This is a genomic window from Alphaproteobacteria bacterium (assembly GCA_020638555.1).
Classification (GTDB): domain Bacteria; phylum Pseudomonadota; class Alphaproteobacteria; order Bin95; family Bin95; genus JACKII01.
This window is the reverse complement of the sequence record JACKII010000004.1, coordinates 119142-145411: the sequence shown is the minus strand read 5'-3', so window position 1 is coordinate 145411 and position 26270 is coordinate 119142. Positions and strand designations below refer to the sequence as shown.

Annotated in this window: 24 protein-coding genes, 2 tRNA genes and 1 pseudogene; 12 read left to right on the top strand and 15 right to left on the bottom strand. The window is 67.0% G+C overall.

Features of this window, described 5'->3' with window-relative positions:
• Nucleotide 1: 1 nt before the first annotated feature.
• Nucleotides 2–1168 (bottom strand): mandelate racemase/muconate lactonizing enzyme family protein, encoded by a 1167-nt coding sequence (locus H6844_14655; protein ID MCB9930639.1) that lies wholly within the window; start codon nt 1166–1168, stop codon nt 2–4.
• A gap of 272 nt (nt 1169–1440) precedes the next feature.
• On the opposite strand from H6844_14655, the gene H6844_14650 reads away from it, so the two are divergent.
• From H6844_14650 to H6844_14640, 3 genes are all read left to right on the top strand, one after another.
• A complete protein-coding gene (locus H6844_14650) occupies nt 1441–3774 on the top strand; it encodes a penicillin acylase family protein (protein MCB9930638.1) in 2334 nt (777 codons plus the stop codon).
• Nucleotides 3775–3790: 16 nt separating this feature from the next.
• Nucleotides 3791–4633: an SDR family oxidoreductase gene (locus tag H6844_14645; GenBank protein MCB9930637.1), complete on the top strand. Its 843-nt coding sequence runs from the start codon at nt 3791–3793 to the stop codon at nt 4631–4633.
• Nucleotides 4634–4727: 94 nt separating this feature from the next.
• Entirely contained in the window at nt 4728–6341 is a 1614-nt protein-coding gene (locus H6844_14640) for a choline dehydrogenase (protein ID MCB9930636.1), read from the top strand.
• A 197-nt stretch (nt 6342–6538) separates the two neighbouring features.
• On the opposite strand, the gene H6844_14635 is transcribed toward H6844_14640, so the two are convergent.
• Together H6844_14635 and H6844_14630 are read right to left on the bottom strand one after the other, a co-directional pair.
• A complete protein-coding gene (locus H6844_14635; protein MCB9930635.1) occupies nt 6539–7456 on the bottom strand; it encodes an N-carbamoyl-D-amino-acid hydrolase in 918 nt (305 codons plus the stop codon).
• Nucleotides 7453–8514: a D-TA family PLP-dependent enzyme gene (locus tag H6844_14630; protein ID MCB9930634.1), complete on the bottom strand. Its 1062-nt coding sequence runs from the start codon at nt 8512–8514 to the stop codon at nt 7453–7455. Before H6844_14630 ends, H6844_14635 begins: the two co-directional genes overlap by 4 nt.
• A gap of 219 nt (nt 8515–8733) precedes the next feature.
• Between H6844_14630 and H6844_14625 the strand changes: the two genes are divergently transcribed.
• Nucleotides 8734–9483 carry a class I SAM-dependent methyltransferase gene (locus H6844_14625; GenBank protein MCB9930633.1) on the top strand — a complete coding sequence of 250 codons (750 nt, stop codon included), beginning with the start codon at nt 8734–8736 and terminating at the stop codon, nt 9481–9483.
• Between the two features lie 122 nt (nt 9484–9605).
• On the opposite strand, the gene H6844_14620 is transcribed toward H6844_14625, so the two are convergent.
• From H6844_14620 to H6844_14580, 9 genes are all read right to left on the bottom strand, one after another.
• Nucleotides 9606–9950 (bottom strand): choice-of-anchor A family protein, encoded by a 345-nt coding sequence (locus H6844_14620; protein ID MCB9930632.1) that lies wholly within the window; start codon nt 9948–9950, stop codon nt 9606–9608.
• Between the two features lie 34 nt (nt 9951–9984).
• On the bottom strand, nt 9985–10386 hold the full coding sequence (locus H6844_14615) for a hypothetical protein (protein MCB9930631.1): 402 nt from the start codon (nt 10384–10386) through the stop codon (nt 9985–9987).
• On the bottom strand, nt 10349–10531 hold the full coding sequence (locus tag H6844_14610; GenBank protein ID MCB9930630.1) for a hypothetical protein: 183 nt from the start codon (nt 10529–10531) through the stop codon (nt 10349–10351). The genes H6844_14615 and H6844_14610 overlap by 38 nt, the downstream gene beginning before the upstream one ends.
• Before the next feature lie 355 nt (nt 10532–10886).
• Complete coding sequence (locus tag H6844_14605) at nt 10887–12518, bottom strand: AMP-binding protein (protein MCB9930629.1); 1632 nt, start codon at nt 12516–12518, stop codon at nt 10887–10889.
• Complete coding sequence (locus H6844_14600; GenBank protein MCB9930628.1) at nt 12515–13444, bottom strand: LLM class F420-dependent oxidoreductase; 930 nt, start codon at nt 13442–13444, stop codon at nt 12515–12517. The genes H6844_14605 and H6844_14600 overlap by 4 nt, the downstream gene beginning before the upstream one ends.
• Before the next feature lie 75 nt (nt 13445–13519).
• The gene (locus H6844_14595) at nt 13520–14758 is read right to left on the bottom strand and encodes an MFS transporter (protein ID MCB9930627.1); all 1239 of its coding nucleotides are present in this window, start codon (nt 14756–14758) and stop codon (nt 13520–13522) included.
• A 10-nt stretch (nt 14759–14768) separates the two neighbouring features.
• Complete coding sequence (locus tag H6844_14590; protein MCB9930626.1) at nt 14769–15170, bottom strand: Zn-ribbon domain-containing OB-fold protein; 402 nt, start codon at nt 15168–15170, stop codon at nt 14769–14771.
• A gap of 2 nt (nt 15171–15172) precedes the next feature.
• Nucleotides 15173–16342, bottom strand: a complete 1170-nt coding sequence (locus H6844_14585) for a thiolase (protein ID MCB9930625.1) — start codon at nt 16340–16342, stop codon at nt 15173–15175.
• A 104-nt stretch (nt 16343–16446) separates the two neighbouring features.
• Nucleotides 16447–16737, bottom strand: a complete 291-nt coding sequence (locus H6844_14580) for a hypothetical protein (GenBank protein ID MCB9930624.1) — start codon at nt 16735–16737, stop codon at nt 16447–16449.
• Between the two features lie 136 nt (nt 16738–16873).
• Between H6844_14580 and H6844_14575 the strand changes: the two genes are divergently transcribed.
• A tRNA-Ser gene (locus H6844_14575) sits at nt 16874–16964 on the top strand.
• A gap of 346 nt (nt 16965–17310) precedes the next feature.
• Nucleotides 17311–18116 (top strand): annotated as a pseudogene (locus H6844_14570) (DUF3883 domain-containing protein).
• Between the two features lie 234 nt (nt 18117–18350).
• Here H6844_14570 and H6844_14565 read toward each other — a convergent pair.
• Nucleotides 18351–18436, bottom strand: a tRNA-Leu gene (locus H6844_14565).
• A gap of 150 nt (nt 18437–18586) precedes the next feature.
• On the opposite strand from H6844_14565, the gene H6844_14560 reads away from it, so the two are divergent.
• The 4 genes from H6844_14560 (at nt 18587) to H6844_14545 (ending at nt 21071) form a co-directional block, all read left to right on the top strand.
• The gene (locus H6844_14560) at nt 18587–19168 is read left to right on the top strand and encodes a DedA family protein (protein ID MCB9930623.1); all 582 of its coding nucleotides are present in this window, start codon (nt 18587–18589) and stop codon (nt 19166–19168) included.
• The gene (locus tag H6844_14555; protein MCB9930622.1) at nt 19158–19640 is read left to right on the top strand and encodes a disulfide bond formation protein B; all 483 of its coding nucleotides are present in this window, start codon (nt 19158–19160) and stop codon (nt 19638–19640) included. Before H6844_14560 ends, H6844_14555 begins: the two co-directional genes overlap by 11 nt.
• On the top strand, nt 19640–20206 hold the full coding sequence (locus H6844_14550) for a demethoxyubiquinone hydroxylase family protein (GenBank protein ID MCB9930621.1): 567 nt from the start codon (nt 19640–19642) through the stop codon (nt 20204–20206). The genes H6844_14555 and H6844_14550 overlap by 1 nt, the downstream gene beginning before the upstream one ends.
• A 64-nt stretch (nt 20207–20270) precedes the next feature.
• On the top strand, nt 20271–21071 hold the full coding sequence (locus tag H6844_14545; protein ID MCB9930620.1) for a pyrroline-5-carboxylate reductase: 801 nt from the start codon (nt 20271–20273) through the stop codon (nt 21069–21071).
• A gap of 304 nt (nt 21072–21375) precedes the next feature.
• Here the strand turns inward: H6844_14545 and H6844_14540 are convergent, their stop codons facing one another.
• The gene (locus tag H6844_14540) at nt 21376–22770 is read right to left on the bottom strand and encodes an amidase (GenBank protein MCB9930619.1); all 1395 of its coding nucleotides are present in this window, start codon (nt 22768–22770) and stop codon (nt 21376–21378) included.
• Nucleotides 22767–22958 carry a hypothetical protein gene (locus H6844_14535; GenBank protein MCB9930618.1) on the bottom strand — a complete coding sequence of 64 codons (192 nt, stop codon included), beginning with the start codon at nt 22956–22958 and terminating at the stop codon, nt 22767–22769. Before H6844_14535 ends, H6844_14540 begins: the two co-directional genes overlap by 4 nt.
• Before the next feature lie 157 nt (nt 22959–23115).
• Here H6844_14535 and H6844_14530 point away from each other — a divergent pair, with 157 nt between their 5' ends.
• Together H6844_14530 and H6844_14525 are read left to right on the top strand one after the other, a co-directional pair.
• Nucleotides 23116–24312 carry an LLM class flavin-dependent oxidoreductase gene (locus tag H6844_14530; protein ID MCB9930617.1) on the top strand — a complete coding sequence of 399 codons (1197 nt, stop codon included), beginning with the start codon at nt 23116–23118 and terminating at the stop codon, nt 24310–24312.
• A gap of 264 nt (nt 24313–24576) precedes the next feature.
• Nucleotides 24577–26160: a peptide chain release factor 3 gene (locus H6844_14525; protein ID MCB9930616.1), complete on the top strand. Its 1584-nt coding sequence runs from the start codon at nt 24577–24579 to the stop codon at nt 26158–26160.
• Nucleotides 26161–26270 lie beyond the last annotated feature (110 nt).

Below are 26270 nucleotides of genomic sequence, written 5' to 3'. Positions count from 1 at the left end.
ATCAGGTCACCTCGGCCTGCCAGACCAGGGCCTCGGCGAGGGCGGCGGTGTCCGGCTCGATGCCGAGGCCCGGTCCCGGCGGCAGGCGGAACAGGCCGTCGCGGACCGCGACGGTCTCCGGCACCAGCGCGGTGCGGAGTGGGTTCGGGTTGGCGTCGATCTCCAGCCGCCCGCTGCCGCCGACCGCGGCCAGGACATGGGCGGAGCCGATCAGGCCGATGCCGCCGGAGAGCCAGTGCGGGCAATAGCGCTTGCCGGCGGCCACTGCCCGGCGCCCGATCTCGTAGGCGCAGGTGAGGCCGCCCCATTTGCCCACATCCGGCTGGATCACGTCGAGCCAGGCGCCGGCCGTGTCGAACTCCGACAGGCCGCGGATGTTCTCGCCGCCGGCGAGCGGCATTGGCAGGGCGGCACGCAGGCGCTGCCAGGCGGCGGCGGACTCGTCGACGGGCATCGGTTCTTCCAGCCATTCCAGATCGAATTGGGCGAGGGCGCAGGCCATGTCAGCCGCTTCCACCGGGCTCCAGGCCTGGTTGGCGTCGGTCAGGAGTGCCTCGCCGGCTTCTAAGGCATCCCGCGCGGCGGAGAGCGCCTGAAGGTCCCGCTCGCGGCCAAAGCCGATCTTGACCTTGAAGGCGCGATAGCCTTCGGCCCGGCAGCGGGCGATGGTCTCGGCCGCGCCGCCGGGATTGATGCCGCTGGCATAGCAGGGCACGGCGGCGGTCTCGCTGGCCGGATTGAGCAGGCGATGCACCGGCAGGCCGGCCTTGCGCCCGGCCAGATCCCAGAGGGCGGCGTCAACGGCGCAGCAGATGGCCGCGAACGGCCCCGGCTCCGCGCTTTGCAGGGCGAGCAGGCGGGTTTCCGCCTCCAGCGTGGCGAAGAAGGCGCGGATGTCGGTCACGGTCCGGCCGATGAGGCGCGGCAGCACCACCTCCGCCGCCAGACGCGCGCGGTAGTCGGGGGTGGGGGCCGGGAAATTGCCCCAGATATCGCCCCAGCCATGGGCGCCGTCCGCATCCTCCAGCCGGATGCTGGCGGTGGCACGGGCGGCCTGGCTGCCGAACGCGTTCTGCACCGGCTCGGCGATGGCGACGCGCCAGACGAACACCTCGAACCGGGCGATGCGAATCGGGGGGTGGGCAGGGGTTTCGGCAGGCTGGGACATGATGGGCAATCCTCTCTGATGCTGGCACAGCCCGGACGGTGACAGGGATTCGGCCCCAGGCGTAGCAAGCACGATGGTAGCTATAATAGGAATTAAGGCACAGGAACAAATTGTCAACTTGAAAGTTGTCATGATACTCTACCGTAAGTCGCGGTCGTGCGGCGGGCGTGTCGCGTTGACTCCGTTGAGGGGGCTGTTTCTGTTGGCGGGATGACATATCCAGCTGGCGAGGTGTGATGGCGCGGGTCTTGCGGTGGTTCGGCCGCGGGGTCTTGGCCCTGTTGGTGCTTGTGTTGCTGGCGGCCGCGGGATTGCTGTTGTGGTTGCGCACGTCCCTGCCGCACCTGGATGGCGAACGGACACTGGCGGGGCTGCAAGCATCCGTGACGGTGGCCCGCGACGCGCATGGCATTCCCCACATTCGCGCCGCCTCGCTGGCGGACGCGCATCGGGCGCTCGGCTATCTGCACGCCCAGGACCGGCTGTTTCAGATGGAGGCCATGCGCCGCATCGCCCGCGGTCGCCTGGCCGAAGTGGCGGGTGACAGCGTGCTGGGGCTGGACCGGCAGATGCGGGTATTCGGCCTGGCGCGTCTGGCCGATGCGGATGCCAAGCGCCTGCCGCCGGACGTGCGGGTGCTGTTCCAGGCCTATGCCGATGGCGTGAACGCCTTCCTGGAGACCCGCACCGGCGCGCTGCCGCCGGAGTTCCTGGCCTTTCCGGACGAGCCGGCACCCTGGACCGTGGCGGACTCACTGCTGTGGCTGAAGCTGATGGGCCTGCGCCTCACCGGCGACTGGGGCAAGGAGCTGGAGCGGGCCGCGGTGGCACCGGGCCTGAGCCCGCAGCAACTGCGCGAACTCTACCCGGAATTGCCGGGGCCGGTCAGCTATGCCGCGCTTGCGCCGGCCTCCGCCGTGGACCGGGCGCTGGCCATGGCCGACGGTGCGGTGGAGCCGGGGGCGGGTTCGAACCTGTGGGGGTTCACCGGCGCCCGCACGGACACCGGCAAGCCGATCCTGGAGAACGACCCGCATCTGGGCTTCACCGTGCCGAATGTCTGGTATCTGGTGCGGATCGACACGCCGGAAGGCGCGCTGGCGGGGGCGACGGCGCCGGGGTTTCCGCTGTTGGTGCTGGGGCACAATGGCCATGTCGCCTGGGCGCTGACCAACGGTTATGGCGACACCGCGGACGTGTTCGTCGAGCGCACCGATCCCGCCGACCCCGCTCGCTACCAGACGCCGGAAGGGTTCGTGCCGTTCCGGACCCGCCAGGAGCATATCGCCGTCCGGTTCGGCGATACCGAGACCCTGACCGTGCGCGAGACCCGGCACGGGCCGGTGATCTCGGATGCGCCGGGGCAGGGCGCCATGCCGGGGCTCGGCGCGGGCGAGGTGCTGGCGCTGGCCCATACCGGCCTCAGGCCCGGCGACACGACGCCCGCCGCCCTGCTCGGCGCCCAGCGGGCCGGTTCGGTGGCCGAGGCGATGGCGGCCATGCGCGAGATGCGCGGGCCGCAGCAGAATATCGCGATGGCGGACACGGCCGGCGGCCTGGGCCTGATCGCGGCGGGGCAGGTGCCGATCCGCAAGGCACCGCCCTCGGCGCTGCCGGTGCCGGGCTGGGACGGCCGCCATGACTGGACCGGCTATATTCCCTTTGCCGCCTTGCCGCGCGTCGTCGACCCCGTCTCCGGGCAGGTGATGAACGCCAACAACCGGCAGGTCGGCCCGGACTATCCCTATGAGCTGGGCCATGCCTATGCCTCGCCGCTGCGGGCGGAGGCGATTGCGGCGGCACTGGCGGCACACGACCCGCAGACCGTGGCGGACCAGACCGCGGTGCAGATCGATGCGACCTCGCTCGCGGCAAGGCGCCTGCTGGGGCTGGTGGACTGGCCCTCGGTCGGGGATGCCCTGCCGGCGGACCTGACCCGCGCGCTGCGGGACTGGGACGCGGTAATGCGGCGCGACCGGCCGGAGCCGCTGGTCTATTACGCCTTTCTGCGCGCGCTGGTGCGCGACCTCTATGCGGACGAACTTGGCGAGCGCTTCGAGCGGCTGAATTCCGACGATGTCGACCGGGTGCTGTACACACTGACCGAGGCGCCGCACTGGTGCGACGACCGCAGCACGCCGGCCACCGAGGATTGCGCGGCGACGGTGCGCCGGGCCTTCGCCGATGCGATGGGGCTGTTGCGGCAGCGGTTTGGCGAGGACTGGCACCAATGGCGCTGGGGCGATGCGCACCGGGCGCATTTCCGGCACATGCTGTTCGGCTTCATCCCGGTGCTGCGCGACCTGTTCGACGTCGAGGTGCCGCACGACGGCGGACGCAACTCGCCGAATGCCGGCTATGTCAGCTTCGACCCCAAAACCCTGTTCCGGCAGGTGCACGGTGCCGGCTATCGGGCGGTGTACGATCTGGCGGACCTGGATCGCTCGCGTTTCATGCAGGCGCTGGGCCAGTCCGGTAACATCTTCTCGCCCTATTACGCGGACCTGCTGCCGCTCTGGGCGGAGGGCCAGACGCTGCCGCTGGCACCGCTCGGCGCTGGCAATGCGGCCCATGTGCTGATGCTGTTGCCGGCTGCCGAGGAGTAGGGCGATGACGGAGCGAATGGACGGCAAGACCGTGATGGTGACCGGCGCCACCGATGGCATCGGCCTGGTGACGGCGCGGGAGTTGGCGGCGCGCGGCGCGCGGGTGCTGCTGGTGGGGCGCAACGAGGCGAAGGGCCAGCGGGCGCTGGCGGCGATCCGCGAGCGGGCCGGTGGCGCCGACCTGGCCTTTCACCGGGCCGATCTCAGCCGGATGGCCGACATCCGCCGGCTTGCCATGACCATCGCCGAGACCGAGCCACACCTCGACGTGCTGGTGAACAATGCCGGCGGCATTTTCGGCGAGCGCCACGAAACCGAGGACGGGTTCGAGCGCACCTTCGCGCTCAACCACCTGAACTATTTCCTGCTGACCAATCTGTTGCTGGAGACGCTGCGCGCCGCGCCGGCGGGCCGCGTGGTGAATGTCGCGAGCCGGGCGCACGAGGGCGGGAGGATCGCCTTCGACGATCCGCACCTGACCCGCGGCTACAAGGCCTGGCGCGCCTACAGGCAGTCGAAGCTGGCCAACATTCTGTTCACCAGCGCGCTGGCCCGGCGGTTGCAGGGCTCGGGCGTGACCGCCAATGCCTTGCATCCGGGATTCGTGCGCACCCGCTTCGGCGGCGACAACCCCACGTGGTTTCGCACCGGCGTGCGCCTCGCCATGGCGGCGATGGCGATCAGCGTCGAGGAGGGGGCGAAGACGTCGATCTTCCTGGCCGCCTCGCCGGCGGTCGAGGGCCAAAGCGGCGGCTATTACGTGAAATCCGCCGCGGCAAAGCCCTCTCCGGCGGCCCGTGACGATGCGGCGGCGGAGCGGCTCTGGGCGATCAGCGAGGCCATGGTGCAGGGGCGCTGATCCCTCGCCATCGGATGCCGGCCCTTAACATCCGGCTCGCAACCGCCTAACACCGACGGGACGACCGAAGCCGAATAGCCGGAGCGCGCCCCCGATGCAGACCCTTCCCGAATTCGACTATGTCATTGTCGGCGGCGGTTCCGCCGGCTGCGTTCTGGCGAACCGGCTGTCGGAGGACCCGGCGACCAAGGTCCTGCTGCTGGAGGCCGGCGGCAACGACAACTATGTCTGGATCCGAATTCCGGTCGGCTATCTCTATTGCATCGGCAATCCGCGTACCGACTGGCTGTTCCAGACCGCGCCGGAAAAGGGCCTGAACGGGCGCAGGCTGGGCTATCCGCGCGGCAAGGTGATCGGTGGCTGCTCTTCCATCAACGGCATGATCTACATGCGCGGCCAGGCGCGCGACTACGACCACTGGCGCCAGCTTGGCAATGCCGGCTGGGGTTGGGACGACTGCCTGCCGTATTTCCGCAAGTCGGAGGATCATTTCAGCGGCCAGACCGACCTGCACGGCGCCGGTGGCGAATGGCGGGTGGAGCCGGCGCGCATTTCCTGGGAAATTCTCGACGCGTTTGCCGAGGCCTGCGTCGCCTATGGCATTCCGCGCACCGACGACTTCAACCGCGGCAACAATGAGGGCGTCGGCTATTTCCAGGTGAACCAGCGCTCCGGCTGGCGCTGGAACACGGCCAGCGCCTTCCTGAAGCCGGTCAGGAGCCGCGGCAATCTTCAGGTCATGACGGGCGCAGAGGCCGACCGGGTGCTGTTCGACGGCCAGCGAGCCACCGGCGTCGCCTTCACTCGCGGCGGTGAGGCCCATCGGGTGAGCGCGAGGGCCGAGGTGATCCTGGCGGCGGGCGCCATTGGCTCGCCGCATCTGTTGCAGGTCTCCGGCGTCGGGCCGGGCGCGGTGTTGCAGGAGCATGGCGTTGCGGTCCTGCACGACATCCCCGGTGTCGGCGAGAACCTGCAGGACCATCTGCAATTGCGCTGCGCCTACAAGGTGCAAGGGGTGAAGACGCTGAACCAGTCCTCTCAAGGATTGCTCAACAAGGCCCTGATCGGGCTGGAATATCTCGCCACCCGCCGCGGCCCGATGTCGATGGCGCCGAGCCAGCTGGGCGCGTTCACCAAGTCCGACCCCGCGCTGGAGACGCCGGACCTGGAATACCACGTCCAGCCGCTCAGCCTGAACAAGTTCGGGGAGCCGCTGGACCCGTTCCCGGCCTTCACCGCCAGCGTCTGCAATCTGCGGCCGGAGAGCCGCGGCCATGTGCGTCTGAGCGGGCCGGACGCGCGGCAGGCGCCGGAGATCGCGCCGAACTATCTGGCCACCGAAGGCGACCGGGCGGTGGCGGCGCGTGCCATCCGCATCACGCGGGAGATCGTGGAACAGCCGGCTCTGGCCAAGTACCGGCCGGAGGAGTTCCGTCCCGGTCCGAGCTTTCAGAGCGAGGAGGAACTGCATGCGGCGGCCGGCGACATCGGCACCACCATCTTCCATCCGGTCGGCACGGCGAAGATGGGGCCGGAGGGCGACCGCATGGCGGTGGTCGATACCGAATGCCGGGTGCGGGGCCTGGACGGGCTGCGCGTGATCGACGCGAGCGTCATGCCGACCATCACCTCCGGCAACACCAACTCGCCCACCATCATGATCGCGGAGAAGACCGCCGCCGCGATGAAGCGGACGACGAGGGGGTAGGGGCGTTTGGAGTGGCGGGGGCCGGGGAACACCGAACCTCAGGCATTGTGTTCCCTGGAGGTGGCGGAGCCGCCATCCGGGGTCGCTCGCGGCGTGCGAACACGGGCGGGGGCGGTGTGCGAAGGAAGAGGCCGGCCCCGGATCGGCGCTCCGCACCGTCCGGGGAACACGGGCGCTCCGCACCGTCCGGGGAACGGCTATCCCTTTTTCGGCGCGGCGATGATGCCGTAGTGTTGCGGCTGGCGGTGCAGGGCGAAGTCGAAGACGTTGTCCTTGATCTCCTTGCAGAGATCCAGGTCGCAGCGGGCGACGATCACCTCATCATCCAGCGACGCGGTCTGGGCGACGATCTCGCCCGTCGGCGCGATGATGCAGGACTGGCCCAACAGCATGCAGCCTTCCTCCACCCCGGCCTTGGCGACGCCCACCACATAGGCGCCGTTCTGGTAGGCGCCCGCCTGCATCGACAGATGGCTGTGGAAGCTCTGCAAATGGTCGTGCTGCGGCACCGGCGCGTAGATGGTCGGCGTGTTGTAGCCAAGCAGGATCAGTTCCGCGCCCTGAAGCCCCATGACGCGGTAGGTCTCCGGCCAGCGGCGGTCGTTGCAGATGCACATGCCCATGGTGGCGCCCATGGTGTCCCAGACCGGAAAGCCCAGGTCGCCCGGCTCGAAATAGCGCTTTTCCAGATGCTGGAATGGCCGCCAGGGCTCGTGCTCCGAATGGCCGGGCAGGTGGACCTTGCGGTATTTGCCGGCGATCTTGCCGGCCTTGTCCACCAGGATCGAGGTGTTGAAGCGCCGGCCGTCCGGCGTCAGCTCGGCATAGCCCAGATAAAAGCCGATGCCCGCCGCCCTGGCGGCGTCGAACAGCGGCTGGGTCGCGGCGTTCGGCATGTCGGTTTCGTAGAAGGGCAGCAGGTCCGCCTCGTCCTCGAAATACCAGCGCGGGAAAAACGTGGTGAGCGCCAGTTCCGGGAACACCACCAGGTCGGCGCCACGGTCGCCGGCTTCCTCCAGCAGCGCGAGGAGGCGGCGGACCACGGCCTTCCGCGGCTCGTCGCGGGCGATGGGGCCGAGTTGGGCCGCGGCGACGTACAGAACGCGTTTGCTCATTGCATCAGGCCCCGGGCCTCGACGGTGAACACCCGCTCGACCTGGCCGTCGGCGATGCCGTGCACCTGGTTGAACAGGTTGGAGACGACGCAGGCATGGTTCGGCACCACCCGCACCCGCTCGCCCACCGCCGGCTTGGCGCCGGTGCAGGCGGAGAGATCGACGACCGCGTGTTCCTCGCTGAGGCTGTGGATGACGGCGTCGGGATACTCGCGGATATAGCCATGGCCGGTGAGGCCGCCGAGGTCGCTGGAAAACGCCTTCGAGCCGCCGTCCAGCACCGCCCGCGTCTCGGTGGGGCGGCTGACGACCGTGGTCAGCACGGAGAGGGCGCAGTCGTCCCAGGTGGCCGCGCCCGCATCCACCATCATGCGGTCGTTGTAGATATAGGTGCCGGCCCGGTGCTCGGTCGCCGCGCTGACCTCGTGCGCGCGCCAGATGTCCGGGGTGCCGCCGCTGGAGACCGTCTCGCAGGCGATGCCGGCGCGCTGGAAGGTGTGCATGGCGTCGGCCAGCCAGTCCCGCACCACCTCGATCCGTCGCTTCGGCGGGTAGGTCATCAGGCCGCCAAAGCGCAGGCCGTTTGCGCGCTCGATCCACTGGGCGAGCTTGACCGCGTCGCCGGGGGTCTGCACGCCGCAGCGGCCGCCGCCGGAATCGCACTCCACCAGCACGGTGAGCGGCGGGCCGCCGGCAAAGGTCTCGGACAGGCCCTGCAACACCACCTCGTTGTCGGCCACGACCGAGAGCGTGCAGTGCTCCGCCAGGGTTTTCAGCCGGGCCAGCTTGGACGCGCCCAGAATATTGTAAGTCAGCAGCACGTTGCGGATGCCGGAGGCGACCATCACCTCGGCCTCGCCGATTTTCTGGCAGGTGATGCCGGTGGCGCCCAGATCGACCTGCCGGTGCGCGAAGTCCGGCAGTTTGTGGGTTTTGATGTGCGGGCGGGCCTTGAGCCCATGCGCATTGCAGTAGGTCTGGAAGCGGGAAAGATTGGCCTCGACCGTCGGCAGGTCGATCAGGACGGCAGGGGTTTCGATGGCGTCGATCCGAGTCATGGGGCCGCTGTCTTTTGGGGAACGAATGGGGTGCAAGCGCGACTCTAGGAATACGGTGGAGCCATGTAAAAGGAATTGTGCGCCGCGCACCGGGCTATGGGATTCCGGCCGGGTGGCTTGCGATTTCCCCTCGACGCGGTGCGTTGGGCAGCGTATGCGAGGCGCTTGCAATCGGCGGAGCCCGCCAATCCCGAATACGCAGGACCCGAGCCAATCAGCATGTCGGATTATTCCTACATCCCGAAATTGTACGACGTCGAGTACGAGTCCCCCGAAACAAGCCGGCAGTCGGACGAGTTTTTCTGGGCGACGGTCGACGGCCGACGCCAGCGGTTCAACATCCATGACTATGCCACGCTCTATCGCGTGCCATGGCTCTATGACATCGCCCTCTATCATAATCTGGTCTGCCGCACCCCGACCGAGATGTCGGCCGCCATCGACCGGGTCTGGGCCGAGGCGGGTGTCGACCGCTCCGGCCTGCGGGCGCTGGAACTGGGCGCCGGCAGCGGCGCTTTCGGCCACGAATTGCGCTACACCCTGGGCATCCCGCACCTGGAGGCCATCGACATCTGCCCGGAAGCGGCAGAGGCGGCGACCCGCGACCGGGCGGGGCTCTACAACGCCTATCACGTCGACGACCTGACCAATCTGCGGCCGGAAACGGAACGGGCGCTGCGGCGGGCGGAGTTCAACGTGGTGGCGATGGCGTCGGCGACCGGCTGGGGCAATCACATCCCGCTGGCGGGGTTCGAGACCAGTTTCGACCTGCTGGTGCCGGGCGGGTGGTACATCTTCCACGTGAAGCCGAACGACCCGGACCCGGAATGCATCCAGCTTTGCGACTGGGTGGCGGCCAAGGTGGAGAGCGGTGCGCTGGAACAGACCTATCGCGGCTCGCACTTCCACCGCAAAAGCTCGAACGGCAGCGACATCTATTACGACGTGGTTGTCGGCCTGAAGCGCTGAATCCGCGGTGCGCCGGGTTCGCTTTCCAGGGAAGCCGGCGCCGAAACAGGACAACAGCCCCGCAAAGCCGGGGCTGTTGGAAGCGGACCGGGCCGATCCGTCGCGTGGGCGGATGGCCTCCGTCAGGCCTTGCGGCGAGCCAGCACCGTAATACCGGCCAAGCCACCCAAAATCAAAGCCAGACCGGCGGGTGCGGGCACCTGCTGGGCCGGCAGGATGCGCCGCCGTATGCGTATGGTGGTCGCCGCATACGGGCGGACCTCGGCATTCTGATCCAGGTTGTACGAGACCAGCGTGCCGAAAATGCCGCCGCCGTTTTGGACGACGTTGGCAAACGGCGCCAGGATCGAATAATTGAAGGCCGTATTGATCGTCAAAGTCGAGGCTTCATAGAAGTTGACCAATACATCCGACCCAACTGGTTGGCGTTGATGCCAATGGTAGCCGGTGCCGGCGACATTGACGATCGTCCGTCACACCGGCTGGCGCCGTGATCCCCTGTCAGGGTGCCGCCGGCCAGCACCGAGCCGGAGATGTTGAAGAACTGAATTCCGTCTGCATCGCCCGAGCCGCTGACGAAGTTGACATTGTTCGGGTCGGTGGTGTTGGCGGTGCCGCCAGGGTATCGGGGTTGCTCGCCAGGTCGGTCGACAGGTTCTGGAGCAGGCTGGTGATGTCGGCGGTCGGAATGCCGGCAACCCCGACCTGCATGGCGCCTGAGCCGTTGCTGTTCAGCGTTCCGTTAACCGCACCGCCGATCTGCGCACTGCCATTGTTGAGGTTAACGACAGCGTTGATGTCGCCACCGACAACCAGGAACCGGCGATGCCGCTGCCCAGATCGAAATCGGGCATGCCGTCGGGGTTCACGCTGCCGCCCGAGCCATTGTGTTGTTTCCGACATAGACCGTGCCTTGCGTTTCGCACTTAGCATCCAAATCGTTCAGAACGATGTTGTTGATGCCGTGCAGCAGGCTCTCTGCCGTATAAGCCGAGGCTGCACTCGGTGTGGCCAGGGCGACCAACGCCACTGCCAGAATCTTTCTCATGAAGTTCGCTTCCATCTCAAACGCACGTTTGGCATTGCCGCTACACCGTAAGGCACAAATTGCATAAATTGTTATGGCAGTCTATCGATAAATTGATGAATTTGCGGGCTCTGGCAACTCACGGGCCCATTAATCGATTGGCCCGCTTCCTGCGAATTTCGTTGCGGCGCCGGGGATGCGAGCTGCTTTTGGTTGGGATTTCGGCTATATAGCGGGGCATACCGGGTGAGTTTCGCCCGGTATGCATGAGGCATGCGCAATGGGGCGGGATTGTGCGGTGGAGAGGCGCGGGCTGCGGTCCGGATTGCGTCAAGACCGCGACCGCACCCGGTTTGACCATAGCGAGCGCGCGGCGTCAGGCCGGCGCGAAGCGTTCGGCGGCGTCGGCGCGCAGTTCGACCTTGCGGATCTTGCCGGACGCGGTCATGGGGAAGGCGTCCAGGAAGACCACATGGCGGGGGATTTTGAAGCTCGCGACCTTGCCGCGGCAATGGCCGATCACGTCTTCCTCGCTGACCGTTCCGCCGGGCACGCGCTCGACATAGGCCACGGCGACCTCCGACAGCTTTTCGTCCGGGCAGCCGACGACGGCGACCTGGTGCACGCCCGGATGGTCGAGCAGCAGACCTTCCACCTCCATCGGGTCGACATTCTCGCCGCCGACCTTCAGCATATCCTTGTGGCGGCCGACAAAGCGGAACACGCCATCGGTGCGCCACTTGGCGGTGTCGCCGGTCTTGAACCAGCCGTCCGCGGTATAGGACTCGGCGGTTTCCTTCGGTTTCTTGTAATAGCCCTGCATCAGGAACCGGCCGCGCACCTGCAACTCGCCTTCCTGGCCGACCGGGCAGAGTTCGCCGGTCTCCAGGTCCTGAATCCGCACGTCGAAGCCCAGGCCCGGATAGCCGGAGGCCTCATGGCGCAGTTCCGTGCTGTCGTCGAGGGCGGAAAGGCCGACGCCGATCCAGGTCTCGGTCATGCCATGGCCCGAAACCGAATGGATCGGCGCCAGCAGGCGCTCCATCTTGCGCAGCACCGGCGTCGCACTGAGCTGACCGCCCGCCATCACGCCCGTGCGCAGGGTCGAGACGTCGCGCGGGCGGCGTTCCTGCTCGTTGGCGAGCGCCAGCGCGTGCGCCTCGAACCCGTGGACGATGGAAGCGCCCTCGCGCTCCACCAGATCCATCACCTCGGCCGGGTCGAAGGTCTCGGTCACGATCTGGCAGGCGCCGGTGATGATCGACATCAGCAGGCATTCCGAAAAGCCGAAGGCGTGGAACAGGGGCAGGTACGACATGATCTTGTCGTTGCGCGTGATGCCCATGCGGAAGCCGCGTTCGGTCACGTTGCGGATGATGTTGTGGGTGTGCATGGCTCCCTTGGGGAAGCCGGTGGTGCCGCTGGTGTATTTGATCAGCGCGATGTCGGTCGGCTGGATCGAATTCGCCCGCTCCGCCAGCGCCGTGTCGCCGATGCGGGCGCCCGCTTCGAGCGCGGCGTCCCAGGACAGGGTGCCGGCATGCGCCGCGTCGTCGAGGATCAGGACCTTGCGCAGGATGGGGAAGTTCGGGTCGTCGATGGCATCGCCCGTCGCCGGCAGCTTCACCACCTCGCGCACCATGTCCAGATAGCCGATCGGGCCGCTGGTGTTGTGGGTGAGGAGCATGCTGCTGTCCGACTGGCGCAGCACGTATTCCAGGTCGTTGGTGCGGAAGCGGGTGTTGATCGGCACCAGCACCGCGCCGGCTTTCAACAGCCCCAGGACGATGAACACGAACCGGTCGCTGTTTTGCAGCCAGACCGCCACATGGTCGCCCTTGCGCACCCCCGCCGCCATGGCCGCGCGGGCGGCCCGGTCGACCTGCTCGGAAATCTGGTTGAAGGTGTGGCGCCGGTCCTGAAACACCAGGCCCTCATGGTCGCCGAACTTGCGGGCGGCCTCTGCCGCCAGATCGCCGAAGCGGTTCACGTCCTGCCAGGGGTTCATGAGCGTCCTCCTTTCACGTGCGGGGCCACGTCTTCCATGAAGGCGCGGAGCGCATCCAGCCGGGCCGGCACGCCGCCGCGCGCCACGGGGTCGAGCAGCAAGTGGCCGACGCCGATGTCTTGCAGCCGGGCGATGGTTTCCAGCATCTCGTCCTTGTGGCCGCCGATGGATTTCTCCTTCTGCATCGCCTGGGCCGGGTCCAGATAGATGCGCAGCGACAGGGTCAGGCCGGAGGCGTCCCGCCCGATGGCGTCGCACTCGCGCCGCACCTGGTCCCAGGCATGGCTGACCTCGTCCCGCGGCTGGAAGGCGGCGTGGAACGCCTGGCCGTAGCGGGCGACGCGCCGGAAGGCGACCGGCGTCGAGCCGCCGACCCAGATCGGAAACGGCGATTGCACGGGCTTCGGCTCGAAGCCGACGCGCGGAAACTGGTAGAACTCGCCGTGGAACGAGGGTTCCTTGTCCGTGAACAGGCGGTGGAAGATTTCCAACTGCTCATCCGAGCGTTTGCCGCGCCGGTCCCAGGGCATGCCCAGGACCGCGGCCTCCTCCGCCATCCAGCCGACGCCGACGCCCAGAATGGCCCGGCCGCCGCTGACCACGTCCAGCGTCGCCACCTGCTTGGCGGTCTGCACCGGCATGCGGTAGGGCAGGATCAGGACGGTGGTGCCGAGGCGCAGCGTCTCGGTACAGCCGGCGACGAACAGCAGCGTGCCCAGCGGGTCGAGCCAGCCCATGTCGGGGGCCGGCTGGAACGAGCCGTCGTCGGTATAAGGGTATTTCGACGCGATGTCGGCGGGCCAGCAGACATGGTCGCTGACCCAGCCGGAATGGCATCCCAGCCGCTCGGCTTCCCGGGCGAACCCCATCACGGTGTGACGGTCGACGGCCCGGCCGAGATGCGGCAGGTGAACTCCCCATTGCATGGCGGTTTCCCAATCTTTGTCGTTCCCGACAGGATCGGTCATCGCGCCGGCTTGTCAAGAGAGCGCACCGGACAGTCAGGTCGCGCGCCGGCCGTTGCGGATGCGGCCGACCAGTGCCAGCCCGACAACGCAGAGCACCCCCAGCCCGGCAAAACCCGCCGTCGCCGGCACCACGGCGTCATAGCCGCCGGCCTGCCAGATCAGCGAGCCCACATAGGGCGCGAAGGCAAAGCCGACCAGATAGGGCAGGGCCAGCCAGCCGGCGATGGCGCCGAAGCCGGTGCGGCCCAGGAATTCCACCGTGACCGACGGTTTGAGAATGCTGGTCAGGCCATAGGAGGCGCCCTGCAACGCCGCGAAGGCGAAGGCAAACGCGGGTGAGGTGCCGGCCTGCATCAGTAGCAGCGCGGCGCAGACCACGCCGCAGAACGCCATGGCCGTCATGGCAAGCGTGCTCACCCGCTTCTCCACCAGCATCAGCGCCACCCGTCCGGCCACCTGCATCGGCCCGATGGTGGAAGCGACCAGCACGGCGGTCGCCTGCGGGATCTGGCGTTCGGTCAACAGCGGCATGATGTGGTTCAGCAAAATGCCGTGGTTGAGCGCCATCATCGGAAAGGCGAGGGCGATCATCCAGAACTGCGGCTTTTGCAGCGCCGCGACCAGAGCGGCCCGGTTTTCCGCCCGCGGCGCCGGCCGCACCAACTCGCCGGCGGCTTCCTCCAGCAGGGTGGCGCCGCAATAGAGCAGGGGGGCGGCCAGGCCTGCCGCGGCGACGGCAAACACGAGCACGGTCGTGCGCCAGTCGCTCACGCCCACCAGGGCCGCCGCTGACAGGAAACTCACCGTCGAGGCAAAGCCCGCCATCAGGGTGATGCGGGTGATGGCCGGCCGGGCATGGGCGCCCTTGGCCCGGGTGACGACGGAAAAGCAGGGCTCGTACAGACAAAAGGCCTGAGACGCGCCGATCACCGCCCAGGTGGCCAGATAGGCGGGGACGCTCTGCACCTGCGAGAGTGCGGCCAGTGCCGCCGCGCCGGTCAGCGCACCGAGACCCAGCACCCGCCGGCCGTGTCCGGCATCGATCAGCCGCCCGGCCACCGGCGAGGCCAGGGCCGCGGCCAGGATCGCCACGGTCAGGCCCAGGGTCAGGTCGCCCTTGCCCCAGCCCAGCTCCGCCTCCCAGGTCAGCAGCAACGCCGCGAAGACATAGAAAATACAGGCCCAGATGATCGTCTCGCCCAGGCCCAGCAACCAGACTCCCAGCGCGGCGGCCCGGTCGGGCCGTCCTGCCGCAAACGCGGCCATGCCCATGGCCGGGCGCCTAGGCCGGCTGGAACATGGGCAGCGTCACCTCGTCGGTCACGTCGTCGTAGCAGACCGTGACCGCCATGCCGATGCGCACGCTTTCCGGGTCGCAGTTGACGATATTGGTCATCATGCGCGGCCCCTCCGCAAGTTCGACCAAGGCGAGCACGAACGGCGTCTTCGCGGCAAAGCCCGGATGGCCGGCGCGATAGTTCACGGAATAGGAATAGACCGTGGCCTTGCCACTTGCTTCCCGCCACTCCAGATCGCTGGAAAGGCAATGGCTGCAAACGCCGCGGGGATAGAACTGGTGCTCGCCGCAATCCCGGCATTTCTGGACGACGAAGCGGTGGTCTTTCGCCGCCTGCCAGTATTCGGCCGTGTCCTGGTAGGGGGTCGGTAGCGGTATCTGGCTCATGACTATTCCCTCCCGAGGATGATGGTGCCGGTGGACGACAGCACGCCGCCGGTGCCATTGGCGAGCGCCAGTTCGGCATTCGGCACCTGCCTGGGCCCGCATTCGCCGCGCAACTGCCGCACCGCCTCAATCACGGTGAAGATGCCGAACATGCCCGGGTGGGTGTAGCTGAGCGCCCCGCCCTGGGTGTTCATGGGAAAATCGCCGCCGGGCGCCGTGCGCTGGCCGGAGACGAAGGCGCCGCCTTCGCCCTTCTTGCAGAAGCCCAGGCTCTCCAGCGTCAGCAGCACGGTGATGGTGAAGCTGTCATAGATCTCGGCGACGTCGATGTCGGCATGACTGACGCCCGCCCGCTCGAACGCCAGCCGCCCGCTGATCTTGGCCGCGGTCTCGGTCAGGTCCGGCATCTGGCTGATCATGCGGTGGGTGGTGGCCTCGCCGGTGCCAAGCACGCTCACCGGGCGCTTTTTCAGGTCGCGCGCCCGCTCCATCGAGGTCAGCACGACGGCGCCGCCGGCATCCGTCACCAGGCAACAGTCGAGCAGGTGCAGCGGCGAGGCGATCATGCGCGAGTTCAGCACGTCCTCGATGGTGATCGGGTCGCGCATGCGCGCCAGCGGGTTCATGCTGGCCCATTTCCGCGTCGCCACGGCGATTTCCGCCAGTTGCTCGGACGTGGTGCCGTATTCGTGCATGTGCCGCTGCGCCGCCAGCGCATAGCTGCCGACGGTGGAGACGCCATAGGGCTCCTCGAACTGGGCCGGGCCGAACACGTGGCTGGCGCCCGAGACCGGGCCGGCGCGGCCGCCGCGGTCGGAGATATTGGTGGAGCCATGGCAGATCAGCGCCACCTCGCAGAGCCCGGTGGCGATCGCCATCGCCGCGTGCTCGACATAGGCGACGAAGGACGAGCCGCCGATGGAGGTGCTGTCGGTGTAGCGCGGCCGGATGCCCATATACTCCGCCATCAGCATGGAGGAGAACTGGCCGCCCTCGGTGATGATGGTGGTGAAGACGCCGTCGACGTCGTCCTTGGTGAGCCCGGCCTCGTCCAGCGCCTTTTTGCTGGCTTCGGCGGAGAGTTGGAACTTGCTCTTGTGGGGCACGCGGCCGATGTCGCTCTCGGCGACACCGACGATGGCCACCTTGCGGTGGAGATCGTTGGGGTCCAAGGCGGGCGATCCTTCCTGCGGTTTGGTTGGCCGCCCGCGCGTTTGCGGGGCGGCAACGGTTCGCCGGTCAGTCTACGCCATCATCGGACCAATGCCAGCGCGTTTCAGCGCCGGCGGAACAGCAGCAGCAGGATCAGCCCGAGGCCCGCCAGCGTCGCCATGGCCGGCCAGAGCAGGACGGTCAGCATGCCGGGGTCCCAGATTTCCGGCAGCAGATAGCGCTGCACCACGGCCTGCACCAGATTGATGCTGTCCGGTGCCAGCGTGTACCAGAGTTCGCCGCCTTTGGTGAACGGGTACGCGCCGGTCTGATACCAGGTCAGCCCGTCGCGCAGGCCGACGATCACACCGGCCAGGACCAAGACCCAGCCAACCAGACGCCCGATCAACATGATTTGTCACCCTTTTTGCCCGGTCGGGCCGAATGTTCCCAAGACTGCGACACCGTGGCGGGGGATTCCGTCGCGAACAATAGGGCACGGCGTTGCACCGGGGCGGCATCGTCGCTATGGTGCGCGCCTCGTTCCTGAAGGGGAGGTGGCCGAGTGGTTGAAGGCGCACGCCTGGAACGCGTGTATACGGTAACCCCGTATCGAGGGTTCGAATCCCTCCCTCTCCGCCATTATGTCCATCGCAAACCCGACATAAGGTCCCTGACGGGGCCTTTTTTCATGTTGTTTCAATGGGACTTAGCGAGGGCAACCGACGTTCGGAGACAGGCATTCTTCCCCGGGCCGGCTCATTAAACGCCCCGTGCTTTTCTCCATCCGCCCTTCACTCAAATCGAGATGAATTCAAAAGCAACGTTGTATTAGTGGCTTGCTCGCCGATCCACGCCGCAGTTGAAGCAGGTTCGTCTCGCCGTCGGTAAAGCAGGTTACCCGAAGGCTGCGGCGCTTCGCAAAATCTCATAGGACTGCGTGAAGCCATTGGTGACAAACAGACTTTTGCCTCAGTAGCCTGGCGTTATGTCGAACAGGCCTTGGTCAGATGCGGAAAACGACCGGATCGTCGCGGATTACTTCGCGATGCTGGCCGACGATATCACCGAGGCGGCTTCGCAAAGCCGAGCATGCCGCGCGCTGCTGCTGCACGTTGAACAGCCGATCTGAGGGTTCTGTCGAGTTCAAGCACCAGAACATCAGCGCTATCCTCAAAGGCTCGGAGAGGACTGGATACAGGGCTACAAGCCGGCGTTCAATTTCGAGATGACGCTCGTGGATGCTGTGGCGCGGTGGCTGGCGCTAAACCCGGCCTGGCTCGGATGTCAGCTCGGTGTGCGTCCTTCGGGCGGCGTGCGCGAGGCGGCGCAGATTTGGTCGGGCCGCCGCCGACATTCAAACCAGCCGCCCAGAACTGACCAGATGCGCGCATCGCCCGCAAGTTCGATGGGCAGGCCGGGACGAGCCGTAATCGCGCGCTTGGGCGTCAGGAGAGGAGCGCGTGTTGGAGCATGAACGGACGGCGCTGCGATCGCGGGTCGCGAAGATCGCCCGCAAGGTGCGCCTGGGTATCAGAAGAGGACGGTGCGGCGCGGCTATGATATGCGAGCTTTGAGCCGAATGGCCGGCTGCGGCTGATTGAGGTTAAGACAACGAACGGTTGGGAGCGTACGCCTTCGCATCACCGCAATGAACTCGGCCGTGGCCGAAGAAGACAAACGGAATGGTGCCTGTTCCGGCTCTGGAATTTGCGCGAGCCAGGCGTTCAATTGACACCGCCCTCAACGCCCATCTCGCTGACGGCGACCACGTTTCAGGCGAGATCCATGTGAACGTCTTTGACCGCACGTCCCATGATGGTTCGCGCCTAAGACCGGACATCCGGCGGGTCGGGAACCGTCCGTACAATCGGGAGGAAATTCTGCCCCCGCCATCGACGGTCACGTCCGCTCAAACGCCGAATTGCACTCTTTGTGCAAGGCGCGAAAGGCGCTCTCGATCCCCCGTCGCAAATCCCCTGTCCCGGGCGCTTCGCGTTGCAGGTCATAGGGTTATGAGAGCCAAGATGGTACCCGGAGCGAGACTCGAACTCGCAAGGCCTAAGGCCGGCGGATTTTGAGTCCGCTGCGTCTACCAATTCCGCCATCCGGGCACGCGGTAGAGGCGGGAATGTAGCGTCTCGTGCGCGATTTGCAACTGCCTGCGTTGCCCGAAAGCCTGCGTCTCTAGGAGCCCTTGTGTCGCGGGGCCGGTCCGGGCGAAAACCGCCGCGTTCCCGACCGCCGCCCGAGGGCTTCGCCGCTTGCTCCGCCGTCTCTACGATCAGACCATGGCACTCGCCATGACGCCCTATGCCACCTGGGCGCTGGTGGCGGTGGCGTTTGCCGAGAGCTCGTTCTTTCCCATTCCGCCCGACGTGGTGCTGATCCCGATGATCCTGGCCGCGCGCGACCGGGCGTTTCACTACGTGGCGATTGCCACCATCGCCTCGGTCGTCGGCGGCCTGGCCGGCTATGGCATCGGCTGGGGATTGTGGGAGGTGGTCGGCGCGCCGATCCTCGACTTCTACGGCGCCATGGGCAAGTTCGAGGAATTTCGCGCCGGCTATAACGAGCACGGCGCGCTGATCGTGTTCATCGCCGGCCTCACGCCCTTTCCCTATAAGGTCATCACAATCGCCAGCGGGGCGTTTGGCCTGGACCTGATGTCCTTCATGGTGGCGTCGGTCCTGGCGCGGGGCGGGCGGTTTCTCATTGTCGGCCTGCTGCTCTGGCGCTTCGGCGAGCCGATCCGCACCTTCATCGAGCGGTATTTGGGCGTGCTGACGGTGGTGTTCTGCATTCTTCTGGTCGGCGGATTCGTGGTGTTGAAATATGCGGTTTGACCTTCGCCTCTTGGCCTTGCTGCTGTCGCTGGCGGGGATCGCCGTGCTGCTGGCCGCCTTCGGTTTCCAGCATCTGGGCGGCCTCGATCCGTGCGTGCTGTGCGTCTACCAGCGCTGGCCCTGGGTGGCGGCGATCGTGCTGGGCGCACTGGCCTTTGGGCTGGGCGGCCATCGCGGCCTGTTGGCGCTTGCGGCGCTGGCCCTGGCGGTCGGCGCCGGCATCGCGGCCTTTCATGTGGGCGTGGAGCAACATTGGTGGGCCGGTACCTCCGAATGCGGCGGCACCGTGGGCGCTGCCACGACCGTCGAGGAGTTGAAGCGGCAATTGCTGGCGACCCCGGTCACCCGCTGCGACGAGATCGCGTGGTCGCTGTTCGGTATCTCCATGGCCGGCTACAATTTCCTTTTGTCGGCCGGCCTCGCCATCGGGGTCGGTGGCGCTTTGGTTCGGAACCGCAGGAGGATGGCGTGATGGCTGCCGCTCCCGGACGCCGCTTGCCCGGCGATCTCTCCCGTGCGCAGGAACTGGCGCGCATGCTGCGGGTCGATCATGCCGGCGAGTATGGCGCGACCCGCATCTATGAGGGCCAGCTGGCCGTGCTGGGCCACCGCCCGGTCGGCCGCACCATCCGCCACATGGCGGCGCAGGAGGAGGAGCACAAGGCCGCGTTCGACAAGCTGCTGGTCGAGCGGGGCGTCCGCCCCACCGCGCTGGCGCCGTTCTGGACCGTGGCCGGTTTCGCGCTCGGCGCCGGCACCGCGCTGCTGGGCGAGCGGGCGGCCATGGCCTGCACGGTCGCGGTCGAGGAGGTGATCGGCGAGCACTACGCCCACCAGATCGACCGGCTGGAGGCGCTGAACGAGGAGGCCGGCGACCGGGATCTGTCCGACATGCTGACCCGGTTCCGCGACGACGAGTTGGAGCACCGCGACACCGGCCTTCAGCACGACGCCGAGGGGGCGCCGGCCTATGCGCTGCTCTCGGCGCTGATCAAGCGCGGCACGCGCACGGCGATCTGGCTGGCCGAACGCTTCTAGCGTCTTGACGGTGGCGGAACCGCGCCGCCAGTTTATCGAACCCAAAGGGAGGAGGATCAGAGCCATGTCCGAGGGCGTGACGGTATTGTTGATCGGTTGCGGCAAGATGGGCGGCGCCATGCTGGCCGGCTGGCGCACCTGGCCGGGTTTCCGGGCCGCCGTGGTCGAACCCAAGGCGCCGGTCCAGACCGACAGCGCGGTCACGCTCTATATGGAGGGCGCGGACCTGCCGGCGGACTTCCAGCCCGATGCGGTCGTGGTTGCGGTTAAGCCGCAGGAAATGGACAAGGCCGCACCGGTCTACAAGCGCTTTGTGCGGCCCGAGACGGTGTTTCTCTCGATCGCAGCCGGCAAGACCATCGGCTCGTTCGAGGGCTATTGGGGCCAGCAGGCCGCCATTGTCCGCGCCATGCCGAACACGCCCGCCGCCGTCGGCCGGGGGGTCACCGTGCTGGTGGCGAACGACCGGGTCTCCGCCGATCAGCGCGCGCTCTGCCAGCGGCTGTTGGAGGCGGTCGGCAGCGTCGAATGGGTCGAGGACGAGGGGCTTCTGGATGCGGTGACGGCGGTCAGCGGCGGCGGCCCGGCCTATGTGTTCCTGCTGATCGAGGCGCTGGCCGATGCCGGAGTCGCCTCCGGTCTGCCGCGCGACCTCTCCGAGGCCATCGCCCGGGCGACGGTGGAGGGTTCGGGCGAACTCTCGCGCCAGTCGCCGGACAAGCCGGAGACGCTGCGCAAGAACGTCATGTCGCCCGGCGGCACGACGGCGGAGGCGGTGGCGGTGCTGGATGCCGCCGACGGCATCCGCCCGCTATTCGAACGGGCGATCGCCGCGGCGACCAAGCGCTCGCGCGAACTGGCCTGAGCGCTTCTTATTCCACTTCCCCCGCGCAGGCGGGGGCCCATGCCCGAGCGCGTCTCACAAAGTCCGGACTTTGTGGAGAAGTTCCGGCACGGCCCCCGTGTCGAGCACGGGGCGGCGGACGAACCGGGCCCAGGATCGAAGCCTCTTTCCGTCGCCTTCCGTCGTCATTGCGAGGCGCCCGCAGGGCAACGAAGCAATCCAGACGTGGCTATGACGTAGCCGGGCGCTGCTGGATTGCTTCGTCCGCTCCGCAGACCCGCAATGACGCCGGTGAGAGGGCCGCCAGGGCGAGACGCCCTCGGCCTCAGAGCGGGGGCCGGCGGACGCCCAGGTTCAGTTCCTGCTCCACCGCCCAGGCGACGCGGAAGCACATGGCCTCGTCGAAGGCGCGGCCGACGATTTGCAGTGCCAGCGGCAGGCCGTTGGAATGGAAGCCCGACGGGATGGCGATGGCCGGGTTGCCGATCAGGTTGAACGGCGCGCGGGCCTGGCGACCATAGGTGCGCTCCACCTCCTGCATGTCGGCCATGCTGACCGGCGGCTCCATGCTGGAGGCGGTGACGGCGGCGTCCAGGCCCTCCATGGCCTCGTTGAAGGCGGCGACCAGTTTCTCGCGCATGCGGAGTGCGTTGACATAGTCGGCGCCGCTCACGAAGGCGCCCGGCAGCAGCCGGCGGCGCGTGCTGGCGGCATAGTCGCCGGCACGGGTCTGCAAATCCTTCTGGTGGATGGCATAGGCCTCCGCCAGCAGGATCACCCGGTTGCAGGCCGCGTATTGCGAGAGCGGCGGCAGGCGGATTTCCCGCACCTCCGCCCCCAGGCTTTCCAGCAGGCGGGCCGTGGCCTCGATGCTCTCGGCCATTTCGGGGTCGGCTTGCAGGTCCTCGTTGTAGAAATGGCGGATCAGGCCGATTTTCAAGCCCTTGACGCCAGCGCGCAGGCGGGCGGTGTAGTCGTCCACCGGCCGCTTGTCGCTGGCCGGGTCGCGCGGGTCGTGGCCGGCAATGGCCGCCAGCATCAGGGCGTTGTCCTCCACCGTCCGTGTCAGCGGGCCGACATTGTCGAGGCTGAACGACAGGGGGATGACGCCGGCGCGGGAGACGCGGCCATAGGTGGGTTTGATGCCGACAATGCCGCAGCAGGAGGCCGGGTTGCGGACGCTGCCCCCGGTGTCCGAGCCCAGCGCAACCGGCACCATGCCGGCGGCAACGCTGCTGCCGGCGCCCGACGACGAGCCGCCCGGATGGTGCTCCGGGTTCCAGGGATTGCGCGCGGGCGGGAAGGGCAGGTCGAACGCGGGGCCGCCGATGGCGAATTCGTGGGTCGACAGCTTGCCGGTGATGACGCAGCCCGCCTCTTTCAGCCTCGCCGTGACGAAAGCGTCGGAGGTCGCGACATTGTCCAGCAGCAGCTTGGAGTGGGCGGTGGTGCGCACGCCTTTCAGATCGATAATGTCCTTCAGCGCGACCGGCACGCCGTGCAGCGGCCCCTTGATTTCGCCCTTGGCAACCGCGTCGTCGGCCGCCCTGGCCGACGCGCGCGCCGCATCGCCCAGCACTTCGATATAGGCGTTGAGCCTGCCGTCCAGGGCTTCGGTCCGGGCCAGCAGGGCGTCGGTCAGTTCGGCGGACGAAAGCTGTTTCGCCGCGATCTTCCGCCCGGCTTCGGCGGCACTCATGAAGCAGAGGTCGTCGCTCATCCCTTGTTCTCCAGCGCGCGGGCGGCCTGGAATACGTGGGCAGGCTCGTCGGCATAGGCGGGGTCCGCCTTCATGCGCTCGACCAGGCCGAGGGCGGAGGCCAGTGCCTCGCGCACGTCGTCCGGGAATTCCTGATAGGTCTTTTCCAGGCCGGTGCGAGCCAGGATGCTCGGCCATTCGTCGGTCATGGCAGTCTCAAGTCCCTTGATGCGGAATGGAAACAGGCGCTTCCCTGGCAAGCATTCTCGGACGCAAGGTCGCGGTTGGCCAACGGTCTTATCATCCGGAACGTTCTCCTTTAGTCTAAGCGGCAGATTTCTGCCCAAACGGACCAAGGACCGCTTCATGTCCCTCAATCACATGCGCTTCGGTATTTTTCTCGCGCCCTTCCATCCCATGGACGAGAACCCGACCCTCTGCATCGACCGCGACATGGCGTTGGTCCAGCATCTCGACCAGCTGGCTTACGACGAAGCCTGGATCGGCGAGCACCATTCCGGCGGTTTCGAGATCATTTCCAGCCCGGAAATCTTCTGTGCCATGGCGGCCGAGCGCACGCGGCACATCAAGCTGGGCTCCGGCGTGATCTCGCTGCCCTATCACAACCCGTTCATGGTGGCGAACCGGGTGGCGCAGCTCGACCATATGATGCGCGGCCGCTTCCTGTTCGGCTTCGGACCCGGCGCGCTGGCGGGCGACGCCTATCGCATGGGCGTCGACCCGGAACAGCAGCGGCGCATGATGCACGAGTCCATCGACGTGATCATGCCGCTGTTGCGCGGCGAGTTGGTGAACGCGGAGACCGACTGGTTTAAACTGCAGGACGCGCGCCTGCAACTGCCGATGTTCTCGGAGGGCGGACCGGATATCGCGGTGGCCTCCAGCCGCTCGCCGACCGGAGCGCTGGCCGCGGGCCGGCATGGCGTCGGCATGCTCTCCATCGGCGGCACGTCGGATGCGGCCCTGGCAGCCCACGCCAAGAACTGGGAGACCTGCGAGGAAACCGCCAAGGCCAACGGCCAGCAGGTCAGCCGGGACAACTGGCGCATGGTCACCCTGATGCACATCGCCGAGACGCGGCAGAAGGCGCGGGACAATGTGGCGTTCGGCCTGAAGAAATGGACCCAGTATTTCACCGACGTCGCCACCTTCCCGATCATCCCGCCGGGCGTGGACGATCCGATCGAATACCTGATCGAGACCAAGTCGGCCTGCATCGGCACGCCGGACGACGCGTGCGAGTTCATCGAGCACCTGCAGCGCGGGTCCGGCGGCTTCGGTGCGCTGATGCAGTTGGCGCACAACTGGGCCGATTGGGAGCAGACCAAGCGCTCCTACGAGATGATCGCGCGCTATGTCGCCCCGCATTTCCGCAACAGCAACTTCCTGCGCCAGTTCTCCTATGACTATTCGACGGACAATCGCGAGAAGTTCGTGAACGCGGCGGCGAAGAGCGTCGAGGACGCGATCAAGAACTACGAGGCCCAGACCGGCAAGGAATGGACCAACCCGCGCGGCCAGAAAAGCCAGGCGGCCGAGTAGGGCCTCGGTTCCCGGGATCGGTCGCTCTCGCGAACACCGTTGGCGGCGGTGTTCGCACATTCCGGCCGGCCCCGGATGGCGGCTACGCCACCTCCGGGGAACAATGGCGGCTATGCCACCTCCGGGGGACACCGGCCTTGATGCCGATTGCGGAGCCTCGCGCCCAATCGCAGCGCGTGCTTTTATTTGCCGCTCTTGTCTCCGGCGGTCTTTGACGACATATCTGCGCCAGGACACCACAACTCCTCCTCCAAGGACTGCCCCATGACCGTTGCGCTTGCCGAGCAGGTTGCGCGCCGGCGCACGTTTGCGATCATCGCGCACCCGGACGCCGGCAAGACCACGCTCACCGAAAAACTGTTGCTGTTCGGCGGCGCGATCCAGGCCGCGGGCGCCGTCAAGGCGCGCGGCGAGCAGCGGCGGGCGCGCTCGGACTGGATGAAGGTGGAGCGCGAGCGCGGCATCTCCGTCGCCTCCTCGGTCATGACGTATGAGCATGACGGCTGCACCTTCAACCTGCTCGACACCCCCGGCCACGAGGATTTTTCGGAAGACACCTACCGCACGCTGACCGCGGTCGATTCGGCGATCATGGTGCTGGATGCCGCCAAGGGCATCGAGCCGCAGACGCTGAAACTGTTCGAGGTCTGCCGCCTGCGCGACATCCCGATCATCACCTTCATCAACAAGTTTGACCGGGAAGCGCTGGACCCATTCGAACTGATCGACCAGATCGAACAGACCCTGGCGCTGGACGTGACGCCGGCCAGCTGGCCGATCGGCATGGGGCGGGACTTTCTCGGCTGTTACGACCTGATGCGCGACAGCCTGCACCTGGTTGCCCGCTCCCGCGATGGTCTGCCCGATCCGGGCGAGCGCTGCGAGGGCATTGACGACCCGAAGCTCGACGCCGTGCTGCCGGCCGACAAGGTGGCGCAGTTGCGCGAAGAGGTGGAGATGGCGCGGGAACTCTGCCCCGCCTTCGACATGGAGATGTTTCGCCAGGGCCATATGACCCCGGTCTTTTTCGGCAGCGCCATCAACAGTTTCGGCGTGCACGAATTGCAGGAAGGGCTGACCGCGCTGGCGCCGCCGCCCCGCACCCAGCCGGCCGAAAGCCGAGGCGTCCAGCCGTGCGAGGACAAGGTCTCTGCCTTCGTCTTTAAGATCCAGGCGAACATGGACCCGAAGCATCGCGACCGCATCGCCTTCGTGCGGCTATGCTCCGGCCAGTTCAAGCGCGGCATGAAGCTGAAACATGTGCGCAGCGGCAAGACCATGGCCATTCCCGCGCCGCTCATGTTCCTGGCCCAGGATCGCGAGGTGGCGGAGGAAGCCTTTCCCGGCGACATTCTCGGCATTCCGAACCACGGCAATCTGCGCATCGGCGACGCGCTGACCGAGGGCGAGGACCTGCGCTTCACCGGCATTCCGAGCTTCGCGCCGGAATACCTGAAGCGCGCCATGGCCGGCGATCCGCTGAAGGCCAAGCATCTGGGCAAGGCATTGTTCGAACTGGCGGAAGAAGGCGTCGCGCGCGTGTTCCGTCCGCTGATGGACCCGTACTGGATCGTCGGCGTTGTCGGTGCGTTGCAGTTCGACGTCCTCGCCGACCGGATTCGCACGGAATACGGAATCCCGGTGCGGTTCGAGTCGGCCAATCTCTACACCGCCCGGTGGATTGGCGCGAAAACCGAACGGGAGTTGAAGCTGTTTCAGGATCAGAACCGCGCCGCATTTGCGGAAGATCATGACGGGTCGCCTGTGTTCCTTGCCCGAAATTCCTGGCATTTGACCCATACGGGGGAACAATTTCCGAATCTGGAATTCCGGAATACGAAAGAATGAGGGACGATTGTTGCGCACGGCAAAGCGTATGGTTGTAAGAACAAGGCTCCCATGGTGTATTGGCTGAGTGTCACCCGCCCAAACGACAAGAAGGCGGTCTATCAACAGTT